The following is a 21,338-nucleotide window of genomic DNA, read 5'->3' as shown; positions in this document are numbered from 1 at the left end:
GTTCCGGGCGGCGTGGGGGACGCCGGGAGCAGGATCGATCCCTGTGGATGGTGTCGTTCCGAGTGACCGCGGCCCGGGAGAGGGGAGCGGTTCGGCAACGGCGTTCTGATTGCCGCGTCAGGCCGGACCGGTGGAGGGAATCGACCGGTCGGGGCCGACCCAGGCTCGGCGGCTCTTGTCGCCGCCTAGACCGTCCGTGCCGGTCGATGCGGTGGTCCTGGAAGGGCGGCGGCGAAGGCTTGTGGTGCGGGATCTAAGGGCTGTGGTGCGGGATCTGCGGCGCGGTGTGCCGGGCCGTTCAATGTCCGCGTTGCGTTGTGCGGCCCTTGGTCGGGGATCGCTCGGGGCGAGTGCTGCGGCGAATCCGGGCTGGACGGCCCGGGTGCGGGCTCGAGTGAGTGCGGCCGGCGCCCAGCGGGGGAGGGCGGCCGGCGACACCGCTGCGCGCATGATCCTCATTGAACATACGGGTCTCTCCTGACCAGCGATGTGGCTGCCCGTAAAATAGACCCAACGGTCGGTACAATCAATGGTTTGGTCAGGAAAAGCGGCTGGGGCGGTGGAGGCGCGGGTCGGTTGCGGAACCGCGTCCGCTACCAGGCCGTCCAGCCTCCGTCGACCGTGACCGTGGTGCCGGTCATGAAGCGGGACGCGTCCGAGGCGAGGAAGACCGCGGCGCCGCCCAACTCGTCGGCTTCGCCGACCCGGCCCAGGGGAGTTCCCCGTACGATCCGTTCGCCCCAGCGGCTGTCGAGCAGGCCGGAGCTGAGATCGGTGCGGAAGTAGCCGGGCGCGAGGGTGTTGACACGCACCCCGTGTTCGGCCCACTCGACGGCGAGCGCCTTGGTGAGCGCCTCGACGCCGCCCTTGCTCGCGGCGTAGGCGGCGATCCGCTCGAAACCGGTGCCGGCGTGCACCGACGAGACGTTGACGATCGACCCGGAGCCCTGCTCCAGCATCACCTTCCCGGCTTCGCGGCAGCAGTAGAAGGTGCCTGCCAGGTTCACGTCGAGGACCTGCTGCCAGGCCTCGTCGGTGACGTACTCGCTGCGGGTGAAGTGCGGACTGATACCTGCGCAGTTGACCACGACGTCGAGTCGGCCCGCCCACTCGGTGACACGGTCGACGGCCGTCCGCACGGCGGCCGAGTCGGAGACGGAGGCGGGCACGGCCAGCACCTTGCCGCCTTGGGCAGACAGTTCGCCGGAGAGCCGCTCCAGATCGGCGGCCGTGCGTGCCGTCACGGCCAGGGTGGCCCCTGCCTGGTGGAGAGCCACCGCCATGGCGCGCCCAAGGCCCTTTCCGGCACCGGTGACCCATACGGTCTTGCCGTCCAGGCGAAGTCGGGTGTTCACGTCGGTCATGCCTGCTCCTCTGCGGGGATGTCGCGCAGGGTCCGCTTGAGGACTTTGCCGGAGGGGGTGCGGGGGAGCGCGTCGACGACGTCGAAGCGGGTGGGCACCTTGAACTTGGCCAGGCGTGCCCGGCAGAACTCACTCAGTTCCTCCGGCCCGGCCGCGGTACCCGGCCGGAAGACGACGAAGGCGCGGGGGACTTCACCCCAGCGGGGGTGGGTGAGGCCGACCACGGCGGCTTCCAGGACGGCGGGGTGTTCGTACAGGACCCGCTCGACCTCGGGCGTGGCGATGTTCTCCCCGCCGGAGACGATCATGTCCTTCTTCCGGTCGTCTATATAGAGGAAGCCGTCCTCGTCGACGTGCCCGATGTCACCGGTGTGGAACCAGCCGTCCTTCAGTGCGGCGGCGGTGGCCCGCTCGTCGCGCCAGTAGCCGGCGAAGACCTTCGGGCCGCGCAGGGTGATCTCGCCGAGCTCGCCCACGAGGGCTTCCTCGCCGGAGTCGCCGACGATACGGATCCGGGTGTGGGGCACGGGACGGCCGACGGACCCGAGTTTGGTCAGGGAGTGCTCACGGTCGAGGAAGGTGTCACCGGAGACGGTCTCGGTCAGGCCGTAGGCGTCGGCGAACCAGGCGTTGGGGAAGGCGGTCATGATCCGCCGCAGCACCGGCTCGGGGGTCTTCTCGCCGCCGCCCAGGACGAAACGCACGGACGCGGTGTCGTACGTCTCGCGGTCCGGGACCTCCAGGACGGCGTTGACCATGGCCGGCGCCAGCCACGCGTTCGTGACCTTGTGATCCTGGATCGCGCGCAGCACGCCCTCCGGGTCGAACCTGCGTTGCAGGACGACCGTGCCGCCCGCGTACAGCACTCCGAGGGCGGGCATGTCCAGCCCTCCGACGTGGTAGAGCGGACCGCAGACCAGCGTGGTGTCCGCCGCGGTCAGCCCGAAGTGCACGATGTGGGCGAGGTTCTTGGCCTGCACGTTCCCGTAGGTGATGCACACGCCTTTGGGTCGCGAGGTGGTGCCGGAGGTGTACATCAGACGCTGCAGGTCACCCGGGACCACGTCCACCGGCTCCACGCGGGCGCCCTTGTGGCGGGCCAGCAACTCCTCGTAACCCGTCCACGGCGGCTGGGTGTCGGGATCGGCGTCGAGCTGGATTCGGTGCTCCAGGTGGCTCAGCCCTGGGTCGATCCGGGCCATGGCCGGGACGAACTCCGGCTCGGTCACGATCACCTTGGCACGGGCGTGGTCGAGGATGTACTGCCATTCGTCTTCGGACAGCCGGTAGTTCAGCGGCAGGAAAACCGCCCCGATCCGGTTGACGGCGTACACCAGTTCAAGGAACTCCGGCCGGTTGTAGAGCAGCAGCCCCACGATGTCACCCCGGCCCACGCCGAGTTCGGACAGGCCCGCGGCCAGCTGGTTGACCCGTTCATGCAGCTCACGCACGGTCAGGTGCCGTTCGTCCTGTACGACGGTCACGGCGTCGGGCCGCTGGGTCACGTGGTAGTCGAGGATGCTCGCGAAATTGTGCACGGCGACTCTCTCGTTCGGCGACCGGCATTGTCCCGACCGGTCGGTTGCCCACTACAAAGTTTTCGTGTACTCATTGGTCTATAAAACCGTAGCCGCACTTTACGGCGCTCCGCAGCCACCGACAACCGCCGTGCGGAGCGATTTCCCGCCGAGGAAGGAGGGTCTCTGTGCCACGTATTCGATGGGAGGCCGACGGGCCGGTCGTGGTCCTCCGGCTGACGAACCCACCGATGAACGCCTTCGACTCCGAACAACGGCGCGAGCTGGCGGCCGTGACCCGCGAGCTGGCCGACTCCCGCGACGTGCGGGCCGTGGTGCTCCACGGCGGTGAGCGTCTGTTCGCGGCCGGTGCCGACATCCAGGCACTGGCGGCGATGGGACCCGAGGAGATACGGAGCTGGAACCGGGCCCTGCAACGGACCTTCGACGAGGTGGCCCGGCTTCCGATGCCGGTCGTCGCGGGGATCACCGGCTACGCGCTCGGCGGCGGCCTCGAACTGGCGCTGTGCGCGGACTACCGCGTGGCGGCCCGGGACGCCCTGCTCGGTCAGCCGGAGGTGCAGCTCGGCATCATGCCGGGCTCCGGCGGCACCCAGCGACTGACGCGCCTGCTCGGCCCGGCACGGGCGAAGAACCTGTTGATGACCGGTCGCCGGGTGGGTGCCGAGGAGGCGCTGCGGATCGGCCTCGTGGACGAGGTGGTCCCGGCCGACGAGGTGCTCGCCGCCGCCCTCGAGTACGCGAAGCGGCTCGCCGAGGGGCCCGCCGCGGCGCTGGAAGCGATCAAGGAGGCGGTGGACCACGGCGCCGACGCCGGCGTGTCCACCGGACTCGCCCTGGAGCGGTCCCTGTTCGCGGGAGTCTTCGGCACCGCCGACGCGGCCATCGGACTGCGCTCCTTCCTCGAACACGGCCCGGGAAAGGCGACGTTCGGAGGTCCTGGGCGGGATGGCGGCGAGACGGACCACGACGACACGGAGGGACGTAGGGCGTGAAGGCACTGCGTTGGCACGGTGCACGGGACCTGCGGCTGGACGAGGTACCCGACCCACCGCAACCAAGGCCGCACGAAGCGGTCGTGGAGGTCTCCTGGTGCGGTGTGTGCGGCACCGATCTGCATGAGTTCCTCGAAGGCCCGCACATGATCCGCACGGGCCCGCACCCCCTCACCGGAGCGGAGCCGCCCCTGGCGCTGGGGCACGAGTTCAGCGGAACCGTCCTCGCGCTGGGCTCCGAGGTGCCCGGTATCGAGGTCGGTGACCGGGTGACCGCCGATCCCGTGTGGCGATGTGGCGTGTGCTACTGGTGCCTGCGCGGCGAGTACCACATCTGTCCCAAGAGCGGCTCCGTGGGACTCGCCTCCTCCGGCGCGTTCGCCGAACGCGTGACCGTGCCCCTTGCGGGGCTGGTGCGCCTGCCCGACAACGTCACCGACGAGATGGCCGCGCTCGCCGAACCTCTGGCGGTCGGACTGCATGCGGTGACCCGGGCCGGAGTGCGACCGGGCGACAACGTCCTGGTGGTCGGCGGCGGGCCGATCGGCTTCGCGGTCGTGCTCGCCGCCCGTCTCGCGGGAGCGGCCGGGCTGTATGTGAGCGAGCCGCTGAAGGAGCGTAGGGAAAGGCTCCTGGAGAGCGGTGTCACGGAGGCGTTCGACCCGGGTGAGACGGACGTACGCCGCGAGGTGTTCCTGCGCACCGGCCGTATCGGCCCGGACGTGGTGATCGACGCCACGGGTGTGGCGGCGCTCGCGGGACAGGCGGTCGCCACCGTCCGGCGCGGCGGCCGGGTCGTCCTCGCGGGGGTCGGTCACGGCAACGTCCAGGTCGACATGGGTCAACTGGTCTTCTACGAGCGGGCCGTGCTGGGAACGCTCGGCTACAACTTCGACATCCCTCGCGTCATCGACCTGATGAGCACCGGGCGTCTGGACGCCTCGCCTCTGCTCACCGGCAGGTTCTCGCTGGCACAGGGCATCGGGGTCTTCAGGGACCTGGCCGCGGACCGGGCCCGTCATCTCAAGGTTCTGCTGACTCCCAAGGGGATGTGACATGGATTTCGACCTGCCGGAAGAGACGCGTGCGTTGCAGGAGATGGTCCGCGAGTTCGCGGCCCGTGAGATCACGCCGCACGCCGCCGAGTGGTCCGAGAACGAGGAGTTCCCGACCCACATCTTCACCAAACTGGGCGAGCTCGGCCTGATGGGCATGCTGGTGCCCGAGGAGTACGACGGCGCCGGATCGGACCTGGTGTCCTACGTGGCGGTGATGGAGGAACTGGGCGCCGCCGACCAGTCCGTCGCCTCCACCTGGAACGCGCACTCCACGATCGCCACCCTGCCGCTGCTCGCCTACGGGACGGAGGAGCAGAAGCACCGTTGGCTTGCTCCGCTGGCCCGGGGCGAGGCCATCGGAGCGTTCGGTCTGACCGAGCCCGGGGCCGGCTCCGACGCGGCAGGCATCGCCACCACCGCCCGCCGCGCGGACGGGGGCTGGGTGATCAACGGCACCAAGATGTTCATCACCAACGCCGGTACGGACATCAGCCAGGGCGTGACCCTGCTCGCGGTGACCGGACGTGACGACGGGGGGCGCAAGCGGTTCGCGACCTTCTACGTGCCGACGGACACGCCTGGTTACACCGTGGGCCGCAAGCTGAAGAAGCTCGGCTGGCACGCCATGGACACCCGGGAACTCGTCTTCACCGACTGCTTCATCCCCGAGGACCATCTCATCGGTGAGGAAGGCGGGGGGCTGCGCCAGTTCTTGTCCGTCCTGGACAAGGGCCGCATCAGCGTGGCTGCGCTGGGCATGTCGCTGGCGAAGACGGCGCTGGCGCTCGCGGTCCAGCACGCCAAGGAGCGCGAGCAGTTCGGGCGCCCGCTGTCCGCCTTCCAGGCGGTGGCCCACAAGATCGCTGATCTGGGCACGGAGTTCGAGGCCGCCCGCTGCATGGTCTACCGCGCCGCCTGGCTCGCCGATCAGGGGCGTCCGCATGCCACGGAGGCGGCGATGGCGAAGCTGTACGCCTCCGAGGTGGCCAATCGCGCTGCCTCTCAGGCGGTACAGATCCACGGCGGCTACGGCTACATGCGGGAGTCGGAGATCTCCCGCTTCTACGCGGACGCCAAGATCCTCGAGATCGGCGAGGGCACCAACGAGATCCAGCGCAACGTCATCGCCAGGGCACTGGTCGAGCGGGCGTGAGATCCGGGTGGCTCCGGCTCCGCGGCGCGCGGCCGGACACCAGCTCCACAAGGGGACGCAGGAGTAGTGAGGACGCACCATGACCGTGGCACCGCAGAAGACCGGAGTGAAATCCACGCACGCGGAACAACTCCTTGAGATGTACCGGCGGATGAGCCGTATCCGTCGGTTCGAGCAGCGGGCGTCGGACCTGTACAAGGCCACGGAGATCCCGGGCTTCCTGCATCTGTCGATCGGACAGGAGGCCAGCGCGGTCGGTGCCTGCTGGCCCCTTCGCGACACCGACGGCATCACCTCCACCCACCGGGGCCACGGTCATGTGCTGGCCAAGGGGCTGGACACGGCGTCGATGATGGCCGAGCTGATGGGCAAGGAGGCGGGCACCTGCCACGGCCGCGGCGGCTCCATGCACATCGCCGACCCGGGCCTCGGCATCTACGGCGCGAACGGCATCGTCGGCGCGGGCCTGCCCATCGCCACCGGAGTGGCCACCGCTGCCAAGCTGCGTGACGCGGGGGACGTGGTGGTGGCGTTCTTCGGGGACGGCGCGGTGGCGCAGGGCATGTTCCACGAGGCGGTCAACCTCGCCGCCGTATGGGACCTGCCGGTCGTCTTCCTGTGCGAGAACAACCACTATTCGGAGTTCTCGCCCGCCGCCGAGCAGCACAGGGCGCCGCTCTCGGCCCGCGCCGCCGGATACGGGATCGACTACGCCCAGGTCGACGGCAACGACGTCCTCGCGGTGGCCGGGATCATGATCGATGTGGTGGAGCGGATCAGGCATGGCGGCGGCCCGGTCCTGGTGGAGGCGGAGACCTACCGCTGGCACGGCCACTACGAGGGTGACCCGCAGCGCTACCGCAGCCCGGAAGAGGTCGCCGAGGCCAAGGAGCGCGACCCCCTGCGCGTGGCCCGTCGGCATCTGGCGGCGGCCGGGGTGGACGCGTCCCAGGCCGACGTGGTGGACGAGGAGATCGACAAGGAGATCGACGCGGCGGTGGAATGGGCGAGGAGCCTGCCCGAGCCCGGTCCGGAGACCCTCCACGACTTCGTCTCCGCTCCGCGTGCCGTCGTACCCGAGCCGGCCCCGCTGTCGGGCGAGGCGGAGATCTTCCGTTCGATGGACGCCGTACGGCTCGCCCTGGAGCACGAACTGGCGGCGGACCCCGCGGTGTTCGTGGCCGGGATCGACGTCGGAGCCGGCGGCAACGTCTTCGGGCTCACCCGAGGTCTGGCGCAGGCATTCCCCGGCAGGGTGCGCGACACCCCGATCAGCGAGAGCGCGATCCTCGGTACGGCGGTGGGTGCCGCCATGGCCGGGATGAAGCCCGTCGTGGAGATCATGTACATGGACTTCATCGGTGTCTGCCTCGACATGCTGCTCAACCAGGCGGCGAAGCTGCGTTTCATGACCGGCGGCCGTGCTTCCATGCCGCTCGTCGTCCGCACCCAGTTCGGCGCCGGCCGCTCCTCGGGCAGTCAGCACTCGCAGAGCCTGGAGGCGCTGCTCGCGCACATCCCCGGACTGACCGTGGTGATGCCTTCCAACCCCGCTGACACCTACGGGATGTTGAGGGCCGCGATCCAGGACCCCAATCCGGTCGTCTTCGTCGAGAACCGGCTGCAGTACGGTTTCAAGGGACCACAGCCTCCGGCGGATCACCTGATCCCGTTGGGCAGGGCGAAGGTGGTCCGCGAGGGCACCGACATCACGCTCGTCTCCTGGTCCCGGATGGTTCAGGACTGTCTCGCCGCCGCCGAGGTGCTCAGCGGCGAGGGTGTCAGCGTCGAGGTCGTCGACCTGCGCACGGTGGCCCCGCTCGACCGTCAGACCGTTCTCACCTCCCTGGCCAAGACGAACCGCCTGGTGATCGCCCACGAGGCGGTACGGGACTTCGGTGTCGGCGCCGAACTGGCCGCGCTCGCCGTCGACGAGGGCTTCTGGCATCTGGACGCACCGGTCACGCGTGTGGCGCCGCCCTCGGTGCCCGCCCCGTACGCGCCCTCCCTGGAGCGTGCGTGGCTGCCCTCACGGGACACGATCGCCGCGACCCTGCGCCGTATCGCCGCGGTCTGAATCCAGAATGGACCGGGTGATCCAAATCCCTTTCTCGCCCGACCCGTCCCTCGGCTTTCTGTTCGCAGTCCCTAAAATGCTGAATCATGGCAAGACCACCAGGGCACGGACCGGGCTACGAGATCAAGCGTCAGGAGATCATCGACAAGGCGGCCGCGCTGTTCGCCGAGAAAGGGTACGCCGCCACCGGTATCGCAGAGGTGGGCGATGTCGCGGGGCTTGCCAGGGGCGCGCTCTACTACTACATCGGCTCGAAGGAGCATCTGCTCGTCGAGATCCAGGACCGGGTGATGCGTCCCATGCTCGCCGGCGTGCACCGGATCGCCGCCCTGGACGAGGATCCGGTGCTACGGCTTCGGCTGCTGTCCCAGACACTGCTGGAGAACATCCTGGCCAGGCTGGACCATGTCCGGGTCTACGAACACGACTACCGGAACCTGCGCGGGGACAACCGCACCCGCCTGCTGAGCCAGCGCCGCGAATTCGAGGGCGTCGTCGAGCGGTTGCTCGTCGCCGCCATGGATGACGGATCGTTCCGCAAGGCCGATCCCAGGCTGGCCACCCTGCAGTTCCTGAACATGCACAACCACACCTACCAGTGGATCAAGCCGGGGAGTGAGTGGGACGCCCGGCGCCTGTCCCGGGAGTACTGCGCGACGCTCTTTGCCGGATTCGCCGGTCCCGGCCGCCGGTTCGACGACATCGAGGACCATGTGAGCGACTTCCTCGCCAAGCGGGAGACCGCCGCTCCCGTGCCGATTCCGCGTTCCTCCGGCAAGGCGTGACACGGGGCCCGTCACCCGTGTTCCGGACATTGCCTACCTCTGCGCGCGCCGATAGTGTGACGGAGATTTAATTCACCGACCGATCGGTATAACCTCTTGTCCTGCTTGGCGGTGGGCGACCGCTCAGCACGAGGAGGGATGTTGAGTGGACTGGCGAACCGAGGCCGACGTGCTGATCGTGGGTGCCGGCACCACAGGCCTCTACCAGCTCTATCGCGCCCGGGCCGAGGGCTTTTCCGCGGTACTGCTCGAGGCGGGCCTCGGCGTCGGCGGGATCTGGTACTGGAACAACTCCTTCGAGGCACGTTTCGAGGCGGAGAGCAGTGTCCGCGGACACCTCTTCTCCGCGGAGCTGGGAGGCGCGTGGGAGCGGCCCGAGGAAGGCGCCGGGCAACCGGTCATCAAGGGCTATCTCAACCATCTGGTCGACCGTCAGGACCTGCGCCCGCACATCCGGTTGGGCGCCACCGTGGGTTCGGCGGTCTACGACGACCCGACCGGGACCTGGTCGGTGCTGACCGGTGACGCCGTCGAGTACCGGGCACGCTTCCTGGTCGCCGCCACCGGGGCTCTCCCGGCACCCGGCCGTCTCTGTACGGGCGGCCGTCAGCAGGCCGGGGCCGGACACCGCAAAGGGCGGGACGCCGGGCGGGGTCACCGGGTCGCCCGCCAGGAGCTGTCCGCCCCGCACGTCCCGGAGAACCGCTCGTCCGCGTTCAGCGACACCGGTGTGTGCGCGGGGGGTCTCATCGTGGCCGGCGATGACGCGTTCAGCGGCGGCACGCTGAAGCGGCTCGGGGTGCGCGGCCGGGACGGCCTCAGGCTGGCGGGCTACTGGGCGGACGGCCCACGGAGCTATCTCGGTGTCATGACCGCGGGATTCCCGAACTTCTTCTTCCCCGGCGGCCCGCACTGCGTCCCCGACAACCCTCGTCACCCCGGCGATCAGGTGGACTTCATCACCGGTGCTCTCGTGCGGGCCCGTGAGCACGGGCGGGACGTCGTCGAGGTGGGGCTCGCGGCCGAGGAGGAGTGGACGGACCTGATGACCGGGGCGCCGTTCCCGTGGCGGCCGCGACCGTTGCCGGGATCGCCTCTGGGAGGGCTGGCAGGCGAGACCGTGGGCGACGCGTACGGGGCGTTCATCTTCTCCCGAGCCGGACGGGCGGCCTGATGCGGGACCTTCGCGTTGCCGCGCGCACCGTGGCATGAGCGGCGGGATCCGGCCGACGGACCCGCATGGTCGTACGCACGCGCACGCCGGTGCCCCAGGATCCGTATCCCGGGACACCGGCGTGGTCGTGGCGGAGCGCAGGTGTCACGCGTCGGCCGAGCTGCCCGCCCTCGACAGGGCGAAGGTGTTGAAGTCGTTCTCCCGGACCTTCTGGATCAGCTCCTGGAGCTTCCACCGTCCGGTGGGGTTGAGCAACTGGCTGACGGCCTTGCCGGGGATGTTGGCCCCGTAGAAGTAGCTGGCCTTCTGGAAGATCGACATGTTGTCGCTGTTGTTCATGAGGTCGGTCCACTCCTGCTCCGCGGCGGCCTTGACCTCGATCACGTCGTAGCCCTCCTTGTACGCGTGCAGCAGGGCCTCGTGCGCGAAGTCCACCTGGTCGCCGGCGTAGCGCGGGTTGTTGCCGAGTGCGCCGTGCGGGCCGCCGGGGAAGAAGAAGTTGGGGAACCCGGCCGCGGCGATCCCCAGGTAGGTGCGCGGGCCGTTCGCCCAGTGCTCCTCCAGCGCCAGCCCCTGCCTGCCACGCACCCCCAGGCGGTTGAGCGCACCGGTACCGAAGTCGTAGCCCGTGCCCCAGATGACGATGTCGAACTCACGCAGGCCCGTCGAGGTCTCGATGCCCGTCTCGGTGAACCGGACGATGGGTTCCTCGGGCAGGGAGACGAGCGAGACGGCCGGCTTGTTGTACGCCTCGAAGTAGCCGGTGCCGAACGGAGGGCGCCGGGCACCGTAGCCGCCGTCGGTGGGGATCAGCTTCTCCGCCGTACCGGGGTCCTTCACGATGCCGCGGATCTTGCCGGCCATGAAGTCGCACCACTCGGCGTTCACCGTGGGATTGAACGTCATGTCGCGGTAGTGCTCGGTCAGCTTCGTGAAGCCGGGGCTGTTCCAGACCTTCTCGTAGAACTCCTGGCGCTCCTCGGGGCTGACGTCCGCGCCCATGACCGGGTTCATGGCGTGCAGGAACCCGCTGGGAGAGGTGTCGAGGGTGTCCCGGATCCGCTCGTAGTCCGCTTTGAGCCCGGCCTGCTCCTCGGCCGTGATCGGCCTGTTGTTGAGCGGTGTGACCCAGTCCGCCTTCATCTGGAAGACGGTCAGGGAGGTCACCTCGTCGGCGATGGCCGGCACGATCTGGACGCCGCTGGAGCCGGTCCCGATGAGCGCCACCCGCTTGCCGGTGAAGTCGATCGGCTTCTTGGGCCAGCGACTGGTGTGGTGCTGCTCGCCCTTGAATTCCTCCCGGCCCGCGATGCCGGGGATGAAGGGGACCGAGAGGTTCCCGGTGGCCGCGACGAGGAAACGCGTCCGGACCGTGGTGCCGTTCTCCGCCGTCACCGTCCAGGTGCCGGACGACTCGTCGAAGACGGCCGAGCTCACCTTGGTCTTGACGGCGATGTCGCGCCGCAGGTCGAACCGGTCGACCACGTAGTTGAAGTACCGCTCGATCTCCGGCTGCCCGGCGTACTGCTCCGACCACTCCCACTCCTCCCACAGCTCCTTGGAGAAGAGGTAGCCGTAGGTGTAGCTCTCCGAGTCGAAGCGTGCCTCGGGATAGCGGTTCCAGTACCACACACCGCCGACGCCGCTGCCGGCCTCCAGCAGCTTCGCCGAGAGGCCCGCCTCGCGAGCCCGGTACAGCTGGTAGATGCCGGTGACGCCCGCGCCGATGATCACGACGTCCAGCAGGTCGGCCGGATCGGCCTGACCTCCGGGTGCCACGGTCGCCGTCTTCGTCGTCTTGCTCATCTGCCCTCCACAGTGCACAGGGGGCTGCTCCGCCCGCGTGAGCCCGAGTTTGATAATTCGACCGGTCGATCGAAGATTGAGGTGAGAGTAGGGCAGGGCCCTGACTCGATCAATGGCCGTGCCGTGGGGAGATGCCTGCGGGGCGGTGGTCGACCCTCTGAATGTCTGCCGCGAACTCTTTCGCGGCGGCGACAGGTGATCCCTGTCCTGGTCGTTGATTATACCGACCGATTGGACTAACTTTCAGGCCGGGGGGAGAACACAGTGTCATGTCAACAGGAGTCGCCCATGACGGCCGAGAATGTCGAAGAGCCGACCGACCTGCGCGGTGCCGGGCTCAAGGCCATGCGAGACGCACTGCCCGGCGTGTTCCCCGACGGGGATATCGACCTGCGGGACGGGCGTCTCGGTGAGGAACTGGTCGAGATCGGCCTGACCAGCGTGTGGGGATCCCTGTGGGCCCGTGAGGGGCTCGGCCCGCGTGACCGCAGCCTGGTCACCCTGGGAATCCTCATCGCGCTGGGCGCGGAGACCGAACTGCGGACCCACTTCCGGATCGGTGTCACCAACGGTCTGACCCGGGACGAGATCGCCGAAGTCATCTACCACGCCAGTGGTTACGCGGGTTTCCCCGCCGCGACGGCGGCCCGGAACGCCGCACGGGAGGCACTCCCCGATTGACGGGGGACGGCGCTCAACGGGGCGCCGGACGAATGCACGGGGTGCACAGCTGGCCGTTCGGCGGGGTCGTCGGGGGCCTGTCGCGCGGTGTCACGCGAGCGAGGAGCAGAGGCATGTCATTGCAGGGAAAGGTCGCCGTCGTCACCGGCGGCGCCCGTGGTATCGGCCAGGCGGTTGCCACGGTGCTGGCGGCACAGGGTGCGAAGGTCGCGGTGTGGGATCTGGATCTCGGCGGGGCCGAGAAGACCGTCGCCGCGATCCAGGAGGCGGGCGGAACAGCGATCGCCGTGGGAGGGGATGCGGCCGAGGTCACCGCCGTGACCGCGGCGGCGGGCCGGACCCGGGCGGAGTTGGGGCCCGTCACTGTCCTCGTCAACAACGCGGGGATAACGGCCTACCAGCCGTTCGTCGACATCACCGAGGACGCCTGGGAGCGCATGATCGGCATCAATCTCAAGGGGCCGTTCCTGGTCACCAGGGAACTGGTGCCCGACATGCTGGAGGCGGGCTGGGGACGCGTCATCAACATCTCGTCCTCGTCCGCGCAGACCGGTGCGCCGGCCATGGCGCACTACGCGGCCTCCAAGGGTGGGGTCATCGGCCTCACCCGGGCGCTGGCCATCGAGTTCGCGGACAAGGGCATCACCGTCAACCACGTCCCCCCGGGCTTCGTCGACACCCCCCTGGTGCGCCAAGGGCCGATCGACGTGGACGCGGTCGCGCGGACGATGCCGATGAAGCGGGCCGGTCGGCCCGAGGACGTCGCCTACGCGGTCGCCTATCTGGCCTCCGAAGAAGCCGGATACGTCACGGGGCAGACCCTCAGTACCAACGGCGGACGCTATCTCGCGTGACATCCGCCTGTCTCTTTATTCTTTAGACCGACTGGTCTATTTTGAGGGAACGTATGAAGCAACATCGGAGTCAGCCATGAGGATCGAGCACGGTGTCCAGGCCGCCGGGGTGAGCGCATGACCGCCCCCGGACGGATCCTGGTGGTGGGCGCGTCGGCGTCCGGACTCACCACGGTGGAGTCGCTGCGACGCAAGGGATACACCGGCGAGATCGCCGTGATCGGCGACGAGCCGCACGCGCCGTACGACCGGCCACCCCTGTCCAAGCAGGTCCTCTCCGGCGCGTGGGAACCGCAGCGCGCGACGCTGCGCACGGAGGAGATCCTCTCCGGCCTCGACGCCGACTTCGTACTCGGTGAGGAGGCGGTCGCGCTGGACCCGGAGGCCCGGACGGTGCGCACCGCATCCGGACGGGAACTGTCCGCGGACGCGGTCGTCCTCGCCACCGGCGTCCGGCCTCGTACCCTGCCCGGTCAGGCGGGTCTCGCAGGCGTGTACGTGCTGCGGGGGCTCGACGACGCACTCGCCCTGAAGGCGGAGCTGCGCCCCGGCGGGCGGCTCGTCGTGGTCGGTGAGGGCGTGCTCGGATCGGAGATCGCGGCCACCGCGCGCAAGTTGGAGCTGGACGTCACCCTCACCGGTCCGCTGTCCGCGCCGATGGCCCTGCAAGTGGGTCCGATGGTGGCCGGGCTGCTGGCGGAACTCCATCAGGAGCACGGCGTACGCCTGCGGTTGGGGGCCGGGGTCGCGGGACTGAGCGGCCGGGACGGGCGGGTCACCGGGGTCGAACTGAGTACGGGGGAGACCCTGGCGGCGGACGTGGTCGTGGTCGCCATCGGGGCGTCGCCGGCGACCGAGTGGCTGGCGGACAGCGGTCTGACCCTGGACAACGGCGTCGTGTGCGACTCCCGCTGCCGTGCGGCGGACGGGATCTACGCGGTCGGTGACGTGGCCCGGTTCCACCATGAGGGCTATGGCCGCCTGATGCGCCTGGAGAACCGTACGAACGCCACGGAGCAGGCCGCGGCCGTCGCTGGCGTCGTTCTCGGCGAGGACCGGCCGTATGCGCCCGTGCCCTACTTCTGGACCGACCAGTTCGAGGCGAAGCTCCAGGTCCACGGGCTGCTGCCCGCGGACGCCGACGTCGAGGTCGTCGAAGGCGATGTGGCGGCCCGCCGGTTCGTCGTCCGGTACTCCAGCGAGAGCGCGGTGACCGGGGTGCTGGGCTGGAACATGCCCAAGCAGACGCGCCTGCACCGCCAGGAGGTCGTCGACGCCCTGCACACCCCGGTCCCCACCCCCTGAAACGAATGGGAGAGGTTTCATGAAGGTTCTCATCGACGAGGAGAAGTGCGTCGCCGCCGGACAGTGCGTGAACGCTTCCCCGGACGTCTTCGACCAGCGTGAAGAGGACGGCATCGTCGTTCTCCTGAACGAGAACCCGTCGGCGGAGCTGGCGGACGACGTCCGTAACGCGGCTGCGGTGTGCCCCGCACTCGCCATCCGCATAGAGGAGTAGCCGGCCGTGGCGGCCCGGAGGCCCCGGGAGACCCGGACGGAAGGCAGGCACGGTGGGACAGCGCAGTACGACAGGAGTCACCCATGAGTGAGTTCAGCTTCGAAGGACGCGTGGCCGTCGTCACCGGCGCGGGGCGGGGTATCGGGCGTGCCCATGCCCGTCTGCTGGCCGAACGCGGAGCGAAGGTCGTCGTCAACGACCTCGGCGGATCGATGGAGGGCGAGGGGACCGACGCCGGTCCGGCGCAGCAGGTGGCCGACTCGATCGTCGCGGCCGGCGGCCAGGCCGTCACCGACACCAACGACGTCTCCACCGAGGCGGGCGGCAAGGCGATCATCGACTCCGCGCTGGACGCCTTCGGCCGTATCGACATCGTCGTCAACAACGCCGGCATCATCAGGTGGGCCGGTCTGCCCGAGGTCGACCTCGACAACCTCGAACGCCATCTCGCCGTTCACCTGATCGGTTCGTTCAACACCATGAAGGCCGCTTGGCCGCACTTCGTCGAGCAGGGGTACGGCCGCGTCGTGCTGACGACGTCGGCCGGTCTGTTCGGCCTTGACAACAACCTGTCGTACGCGGCGGCCAAGGGCGGCGTGGTCGGTCTGGCCCGCAGCGCGCGGCTGGCCGGCGAACCGCACGGCATCAAGGTGAACGTGGTCGCCCCGGCCGCTCTGACCCGCATGGGCGGCATCCAGGACGAGGCCGCGGCCGAGGCCGCCGCCCAGCAGGCGGGCATGCCCTCGGAGGCGGTGTCGCCGATCGTCGCCTATCTCGCGCACGAGGCCTGCCCGGTCAACGGCGAGATCTACGCGGCGGGCGCCGGCCGCTTCGCGCGCTTCTTCATCGGATCCACGCCCGGCTATGTGCACGAGGACGGTCCGGCCACCATCGAGGACGTCGTGAAGAACTGGGACGTGATCAACGACGAGAAGGACTACTACGTGCCCGGGGACCTGATGGCGTGGACCGGCGCCTTCCTCGGGCACCAGTTCAGCGAGAAGCCGGGCGGCGCGTCCTCGTAGACGCCTGCCCGACCGGCGGCGGACGCGGGCCGGGGCATCCGCTCAGGCGTCCCCGCCGGGCTTCGGTCCGGCCAGGTCACGGCCGATGATCTCCTTCATGATCTCGGTCGTGCCGCCGACGAGTGTCTGCACCCGTGCGTCGGCGTACGCCCGTGAGATCCGGTACTCGTCCATGTAGCCGTAACCGCCGTGAAGTTGGAGGCAGGCGGCGACCACCCGGTTCTGGAGTTCCGTGGCCCACCATTTGGCCTTGGCCCCGGTCACCGCGTCGAGTGTCCCCTCGTTGAGGTCGAGGATGCAGCGCTCCAGATAGCCGCGGGTCACCTCGACCTCGGTGGTCAGCTCGGCCAGCCGGAACCGGGTGTTCTGGAAGTCGACGAGCCGCCGCCCGAACACCTGGCGCTCCCGTGTGTACGCCACCGTCCAGCGCACGGCCGCCTCCGCCGCCACCACCGCGCGCCAGGCGATCGAGAGCCGCTCCAGGGGGAGTTGGGCGGTGAGCTGGCCGAAGCCCGCCCCCTCCTCGCCCAGCAGGGCCTCCGGGGGCAGTCGCAGGTCGTCGAAGTACAGCTCCGCGGTGTCCTGGGCGTGCAGGCCCAACTTCCTGAGCCTGCGCCCTCGCTGGAATCCCTGGGCTGTGGACGGTACGAGGAACAGGGAGAGCCGGGAGCGGCCGGCCGCCTCCCCGGTGCGAGCGGCCACGATCACCAGGTCGGAGCTGGAACCGCTGGTGATGAACGTCTTGGTGCCGTTGAGGACCCACTCCGTCCCCTCGCGCCGCGCGGTTGTGCGTATCCCGCGCAGATCGCTGCCGCCGCCCGGCTCGGTCATGGCGATCGAGGCGACCACCTCGCCCGCCGCCATGCCGGGCAGCCACCTCTCCCGCTGCTCGTCGGTCCCGAACCTGACCAGGTACGAGGCCACGATGTCCTCGTTGATCGAGAAACCGGACGCCAGGGCGGCCGCCCCGACCTCGGCCAGCTCCTCCTGGATCACGCACCGGAAACGGTAGTCGTCGGCGCCCGCACCGCCGAACCGCTCGGGTATGCGCAGCCCCAGCACTCCCGCGGCGGCGGCCGCCTTCCAGACGGAGCGGTCGATGAGGCGCGCCTCCTCCCACTCCTCCAGATGCGGCGTCACCGAGCGCTCGACCAGGCTGCGCACGGTCCGGCGGAAGGCGGTGTGGTCGTCCTCGAAGAAGCTGTACGGCATGGTCCGCTCCCAGGTTATTATCTAAAATCGTTAACTGATATACCCTATGGCGCGGGAGTCATCATAGGAGGACCGATGTCAGCGGTTCCACCCCTCGGCGACGTGCGGGTCCTGGAGTTCCTGGGCCTGGGGCCCGGACCGTTCGCGGGCATGCTGCTCGCCGATCTGGGGGCCGACGTACTGGCCGTCACCAGGCCGCGCACCGCCCGGCCCGCGCTGGTGGAGAACCGGCCCGTCGTCGAACTCGACGTCAAGTCGACCGAGGGCCGCCAGGAGGCGCTGCGGCTCGCCGAGCGGTGCGACGTCCTGATCGAGGGCTTCCGCCCCGGCGTCATGGAGCGGCTGGGACTCGGGCCGGAGGAGGTGCGAAAGGCCAACCCACGGCTGGTCTACGCGCGCATGACCGGCTGGGGACAGCACGGCCCGCTGGCACCGACGGCGGGGCACGACATCAACTACATAGCGATCACAGGCGCCTTGCACCATGCCGCCCGGCGCGGCGAGGTACCCGTCCCGACCGCCAACCTGCTGGGGGACTTCGGCGCGGGGGGCATGTATCTGGTGATGTCCGTCCTGGCCGCGCTCCACGAACGCGACCGCACGGGTGCGGGGCAGGTGCTGGACGTGGCCATCGTGGACGGAACGACCTACCTCACGACCATGCTGCACGAGTACCGGTCCAGGGGCACATGGTCGGATGTCGCCGGCACCAACCGGCTGGACACCGGGGCGCCTTACTACGACGTCTACCCGTGCGCCGACGGCGGGCACGTCGCGATCGGAGCCCTGGAGGCGCCGTTCTTCGCGGCACTGGTGGAGCTGTTGGACCTCGACCCCACCTGGACCGACACCCGCGAGGACCCGCGCAACTGGCCCGAGCTGCGCCGGGAGATCGCGCGGGCCGTACGGCGGCGCACCCGGGACGAATGGGCGGCGGCGGCCGAGAAGACGGACGCCTGTCTGAGCCCCGTGCTGAATCTGGCGGAGGCCGCCGGCCATCCGCACCTGCGCGCCAGACACGCGCTGGTGCCCGCGTCGGGCGGCCGGACGGGATGGCGGCCGACGCTGGGCGGCCGGCGGTTCGCTCGTGTGCCGTCGGCGTCGTCGGTGGAGGACACGCTCGCGCGGTGGCGGGCGGACGAGCCCGGGAGCGGCCCGGCGCCCTGACCGGCCCCGCGAGCCCGACCGGGTCGACACACGGAACCTGCGATGTGGGAGCGAGGAGAGATGACGGCACGTCAGGCAGTGATCGTGGACGCGGTGCGCACTCCCATCGGGAAGCGCGACGGGGCGCTCAGCGAGGTGCACCCCGTCGACCTCTCGGCGGTGGTCCTGCGCGCGCTCGTGGAGCGCAACGAGGTCCCGCCGGAGTACATCGACGACGTGATGTGGGGGTGCGTCACGCAGCTGGGCGACCAGTCCAGCAACATCGCCCGGTTCACGACCCTCGCGGCCGGCTGGCCCGAGAGCATTCCGGGCGTCACCTTCAACCGGGCCTGCGGCTCCAGCCAGCAGGCCATCGAGTCGGCGGTGCACGCCGTCGTCGCGGGCGCCTACGACTGGGTGATCGCGGGGGGCGTCGAGTCCATGTCGCGCGTGCCGCTCGGAGCCGCCCGGCAGACCGGTCTGCCCTACGGGCGGACCGTGCTGGACCGCTACCGGACCGACCGGCTGGAACAGGGCACCGGGGCCGAGATGATCGCCCGCAAGTGGGGACTGGACCGGTACCGGCTCGACGAGTACGCCTCGCGTTCGCACACGCTGGCCGCCGCCGCCATCGACGCGGAGGTATTCGACGAGCAACTGGTCACCGTGCCCGCGGCACCGGATCTGAAGCAGGACGAGGGACTGCGCCGGGGCACGTCACCCGAGACCCTGGCGAACCTCAAGCCGTCGTTCCAGGAGGACGGGGTCATCCACGCGGGCAACGCCTCCCAGATCTCCGACGGGGCCGCCGCGCTGCTCATCACGACGGCCGAGCTGGCCCGCCGTCACGGACTGCGCCCGCTGGCGACGATCTGCGCGGGCGCGGTCGTCGGGGACGACCCGGTGATGATGCTGACGGCGCCCATCCCCGCCACCCACAAGGTGCTGGAGCGGGCCGGCCTGTCGATCGGGGACATCGGTGCCTTCGAGGTCAACGAGGCCTTCGCGCCGGTACCGCTCGCCTGGCAGAGCGAGGTGAAGGCCGATCCGAACCGGGTCAACCCGCTCGGCGGGGCCATCGCGGTGGGACATCCGCTCGGTGCGTCCGGTGCGATCCTCGCCACCCGGCTGCTGCACCACATGCGCTGCCACGGCATCCGGTTCGGCCTCCAGACCATGTGCGAGGGCGGCGGCACCGCCAACGCCACCGTCTTCGAACTGGCCGACTGACATGACCGCGACGCGGACACCGGAGGAGGCGGCAGTGAGCGTGACACCCGAGCAGCGGCGGCAGGACCTGGCCGCGCTGCGGGAGCGCTGGTACCGGGAGGGCCACTACTCCTCGCGCACCATGGCCGATGCCCTGGAGGACGCCGGCCGGCGGGTGCCCGGGACGCGGTTCGTGTTCGCCTCGGAGGCGGAGACGACCACGGTCACCCTGGCGGACATGCTCGCACTGGGCAGGCGAGCGGCGGCCGGGCTGCGCCGGCTCGGGGTGCGGCCCGGCGACGTGGTCGCCGTACAGGTCCCCAACCGGCTGGAGCTGGTGGTGTCGTACTTCGGGACCTGGCTGGCCGGCGCGGTCGTCCTGCCCGTCACCCACATCTACGACTCCGCCGAGGTCGGTGTCATCCTGCGCGACGCCCGGGCGAAGGTGCTCGTCGTGCCCGACGCATGGCGCTCCATCGACTTCGTCGACCGCCTGGCCCGCCTCGACGCGGGGCCCGCCCTCGAACACGTCGTCGTGATCGGTGACCGCGTGGCACCGGACGCGGTCCCCTGGGGCGCCCTGCTCGCCGAGGCGGCGGAGGCGCCGGCGCCCGTGGATGTGGCCGCCGACGACGTGTGCGCGGTGATCTACACCTCGGGGACGACCGGTACACCCAAGGGTGTGCAGCACACCCACAACACCCTGCTGCACGAGCTGCGCAAGGGCGACCTGATGAACGAGGCCGGACCCGACGACACCCGCCTCATCCCCTGGCCCTCCGGCCATGTCGCGGGGCTGCTGGCCGCGTGCAGCGGGATCGTCGGGGGCACCGACACGGTGCACATGGACCGCTGGAACGAACGCCGAGCCGTCGAACTCGTCGAGGAGTTCCGGTGCACCATCACCAGCGGCACACCCCTGCACGTGGAGGCTCTGCTGAAGGCCGCGAAGGAGCACGGCCGTGACATCTCCAGCCTGCGGTTCGTGCAGATCGGTGCCGCCAACGTCCCGCCCGCGCTGGTCGCCAGGGCCGACGACGCGGGCATCGTCGTGGCCCGCGCCTACGGCAGCACCGAGCACCCGCGGTGCGCGACCTCACCACTGGACGCCTCGGCGCGCCAGCGGTCCATGACGGACGGCCTGGTGCGCTTCGGCGACGAGGTGCGGATCGTCGACGACACATGGCGTCCGCTGCCGGTGGGGGAGTCGGGTGAGGTCGTGACCCGCGGCCCCAGCCAGTTCGTCGGCTACCGCAATCGCGCGTACGACGCTTCGGCGTTCCTGCCCGGCGGCTGGTTCCGCACTGGCGACGTGGGACGGCTCGACGAGGACGGCCACCTGACCATCACCGACCGCATCAAGGACATCATCATCCGAGGCGGGGAGAACATCGCCTCCAAGGAGGTCGAGGACATCCTCACCACCCATCCACGGGTCCGGCACGCGGCCGTGGTCGCCGAACCCGACCCGCGGTACGGCGAGCGGGTGGCCGCCTTCGTGGTCCTCGACAGCGGCACACTCGACGTCGAGGAGGTGCGCGAGCTGTTCGCCCGGCACCGGGTGGCACCGCAGAAGGCGCCCGAGCGCATCGTGGTCGTCCCCGATCTCCCGCGGGCCCCGTCGGGGAAGGTCCGCAAGTTCGAGCTGCGCGACCGGCTGCGGGGGGCGGGGGCCACGGAGCAGTCCGCCGAGGAGGCCCGTGCCTGACCGCCCGTACCCCGTGCCTGACCGCCCCGTAACC

18 protein-coding genes are annotated in these 21,338 nt (G+C 70.0%); 14 read left to right on the top strand and 4 right to left on the bottom strand.

Annotation, left to right across the window (positions count from 1 at the left end):
• Positions 1–593: 593 nt before the first annotated feature.
• Together OG568_RS04430 and OG568_RS04425 are read right to left on the bottom strand one after the other, a co-directional pair.
• Entirely contained in the window at positions 594–1,364 is a 771-nt protein-coding gene (locus OG568_RS04430; protein ID WP_329530366.1) for an SDR family NAD(P)-dependent oxidoreductase, read from the bottom strand.
• A complete protein-coding gene (locus tag OG568_RS04425) occupies positions 1,361–2,902 on the bottom strand; it encodes an acyl-CoA synthetase (RefSeq protein ID WP_329530365.1) in 1,542 nt (513 codons plus the stop codon). The genes OG568_RS04430 and OG568_RS04425 overlap by 4 nt, the downstream gene beginning before the upstream one ends.
• Positions 2,903–3,069: 167 nt before the next feature.
• Here OG568_RS04425 and OG568_RS04420 point away from each other — a divergent pair, with 167 nt between their 5' ends.
• The 6 genes from OG568_RS04420 (at position 3,070) to OG568_RS04395 (ending at position 10,144) form a co-directional block, all read left to right on the top strand.
• Positions 3,070–3,897: an enoyl-CoA hydratase/isomerase family protein gene (locus tag OG568_RS04420; protein ID WP_329530364.1), complete on the top strand. Its 828-nt coding sequence runs from the start codon at positions 3,070–3,072 to the stop codon at positions 3,895–3,897.
• Positions 3,894–4,952, top strand: coding sequence for an alcohol dehydrogenase catalytic domain-containing protein (locus OG568_RS04415; protein ID WP_329530363.1), 1,059 nt, complete (start codon positions 3,894–3,896; stop codon positions 4,950–4,952). Before OG568_RS04420 ends, OG568_RS04415 begins: the two co-directional genes overlap by 4 nt.
• A gap of 1 nt (position 4,953) precedes the next feature.
• Positions 4,954–6,108: an acyl-CoA dehydrogenase family protein gene (locus OG568_RS04410; RefSeq protein WP_329530362.1), complete on the top strand. Its 1,155-nt coding sequence runs from the start codon at positions 4,954–4,956 to the stop codon at positions 6,106–6,108.
• Between the two features lie 79 nt (positions 6,109–6,187).
• Positions 6,188–8,185, top strand: a complete 1,998-nt coding sequence (locus OG568_RS04405) for an alpha-ketoacid dehydrogenase subunit alpha/beta (RefSeq protein WP_329530361.1) — start codon at positions 6,188–6,190, stop codon at positions 8,183–8,185.
• An 86-nt stretch (positions 8,186–8,271) separates the two neighbouring features.
• Positions 8,272–8,970, top strand: coding sequence for a TetR/AcrR family transcriptional regulator (locus OG568_RS04400; protein ID WP_329530360.1), 699 nt, complete (start codon positions 8,272–8,274; stop codon positions 8,968–8,970).
• Positions 8,971–9,115: 145 nt separating this feature from the next.
• Positions 9,116–10,144 carry a hypothetical protein gene (locus OG568_RS04395; protein ID WP_329530359.1) on the top strand — a complete coding sequence of 343 codons (1,029 nt, stop codon included), beginning with the start codon at positions 9,116–9,118 and terminating at the stop codon, positions 10,142–10,144.
• Positions 10,145–10,288: 144 nt separating this feature from the next.
• Here OG568_RS04395 and OG568_RS04390 read toward each other — a convergent pair whose 3' ends face one another.
• A complete protein-coding gene (locus OG568_RS04390) occupies positions 10,289–11,950 on the bottom strand; it encodes a flavin-containing monooxygenase (protein WP_329530358.1) in 1,662 nt (553 codons plus the stop codon).
• 288 nt (positions 11,951–12,238) lie between these two features.
• Between OG568_RS04390 and OG568_RS04385 the strand changes: the two genes are divergently transcribed.
• The 5 genes from OG568_RS04385 to OG568_RS04365 all read left to right on the top strand — a co-directional run bounded on the left by OG568_RS04385 (position 12,239) and on the right by OG568_RS04365 (position 16,029).
• Positions 12,239–12,631, top strand: a complete 393-nt coding sequence (locus OG568_RS04385; protein WP_329530357.1) for a carboxymuconolactone decarboxylase family protein — start codon at positions 12,239–12,241, stop codon at positions 12,629–12,631.
• A gap of 113 nt (positions 12,632–12,744) precedes the next feature.
• Positions 12,745–13,485 carry an SDR family NAD(P)-dependent oxidoreductase gene (locus tag OG568_RS04380; RefSeq protein WP_329530356.1) on the top strand — a complete coding sequence of 247 codons (741 nt, stop codon included), beginning with the start codon at positions 12,745–12,747 and terminating at the stop codon, positions 13,483–13,485.
• Between the two features lie 117 nt (positions 13,486–13,602).
• Positions 13,603–14,790, top strand: a complete 1,188-nt coding sequence (locus tag OG568_RS04375; protein WP_329530355.1) for an NAD(P)/FAD-dependent oxidoreductase — start codon at positions 13,603–13,605, stop codon at positions 14,788–14,790.
• 19 nt (positions 14,791–14,809) lie between these two features.
• Complete coding sequence (locus OG568_RS04370; protein ID WP_329530354.1) at positions 14,810–15,004, top strand: ferredoxin; 195 nt, start codon at positions 14,810–14,812, stop codon at positions 15,002–15,004.
• An 83-nt stretch (positions 15,005–15,087) separates the two neighbouring features.
• The gene (locus OG568_RS04365) at positions 15,088–16,029 is read left to right on the top strand and encodes an SDR family NAD(P)-dependent oxidoreductase (protein ID WP_329530353.1); all 942 of its coding nucleotides are present in this window, start codon (positions 15,088–15,090) and stop codon (positions 16,027–16,029) included.
• Positions 16,030–16,071: 42 nt separating this feature from the next.
• On the opposite strand, the gene OG568_RS04360 is transcribed toward OG568_RS04365, so the two are convergent.
• A complete protein-coding gene (locus OG568_RS04360) occupies positions 16,072–17,241 on the bottom strand; it encodes an acyl-CoA dehydrogenase family protein (protein ID WP_329530352.1) in 1,170 nt (389 codons plus the stop codon).
• 75 nt (positions 17,242–17,316) lie between these two features.
• Between OG568_RS04360 and OG568_RS04355 the strand changes: the two genes are divergently transcribed.
• From OG568_RS04355 to OG568_RS04345, 3 genes are read left to right on the top strand one after another with little or no spacing between them, the layout of a single operon-like run.
• Positions 17,317–18,408 (top strand): CaiB/BaiF CoA transferase family protein, encoded by a 1,092-nt coding sequence (locus OG568_RS04355; protein ID WP_329530351.1) that lies wholly within the window; start codon positions 17,317–17,319, stop codon positions 18,406–18,408.
• 60 nt (positions 18,409–18,468) lie between these two features.
• Positions 18,469–19,617: a thiolase family protein gene (locus OG568_RS04350; RefSeq protein ID WP_329530350.1), complete on the top strand. Its 1,149-nt coding sequence runs from the start codon at positions 18,469–18,471 to the stop codon at positions 19,615–19,617.
• Positions 19,618–19,651: 34 nt separating this feature from the next.
• Positions 19,652–21,304 (top strand): AMP-binding protein, encoded by a 1,653-nt coding sequence (locus OG568_RS04345; RefSeq protein ID WP_329530349.1) that lies wholly within the window; start codon positions 19,652–19,654, stop codon positions 21,302–21,304.
• Positions 21,305–21,338 lie beyond the last annotated feature (34 nt).

Source organism: Streptomyces sp. NBC_01450, assembly GCF_036227505.1.
GTDB lineage: Bacteria > Actinomycetota > Actinomycetes > Streptomycetales > Streptomycetaceae > Streptomyces.
The sequence above is the reverse complement of the archived record's forward strand: the minus strand, read 5'-3'. Positions and strand labels throughout refer to the sequence as shown.